We start from the raw sequence: 262 nt of genomic DNA on the forward strand, positions 1-262 counted from the left end.
CTCTTTTGACGAAAAAATATACTGCACAAACGTGATCGTCTCATTCACTAAGAAAATTGATAACACAATGGATAATATAATTAAAGCTATATTTAATATCCATTGCAAAACACTAGCTATAACATGATCGATATTAAATGACTTCATTTTCTCTTTAGACTCCCCTTCGTATAAGTACTTATTTATTATAGCAAAATTACGATTGGAAAGAAGTTAAATCATATATTCGTCCTTTGTTGTTTCCAGTGTAGGGAAGATTTAG

At 29.4% G+C, this 262-nt stretch carries 1 pseudogene; it reads right to left on the bottom strand.

The features are described from left to right. Positions 1-147 (bottom strand): annotated as a pseudogene (locus SB717_RS36940) (phosphate-starvation-inducible protein PsiE); the annotation flags it as partial. Positions 148-262 lie beyond the last annotated feature (115 nt).

Origin of the sequence: Priestia sp. SIMBA_032, from assembly GCF_046535215.1 — a bacterium.
Lineage (GTDB): Bacteria > Bacillota > Bacilli > Bacillales > Bacillaceae_H > Priestia > Priestia aryabhattai.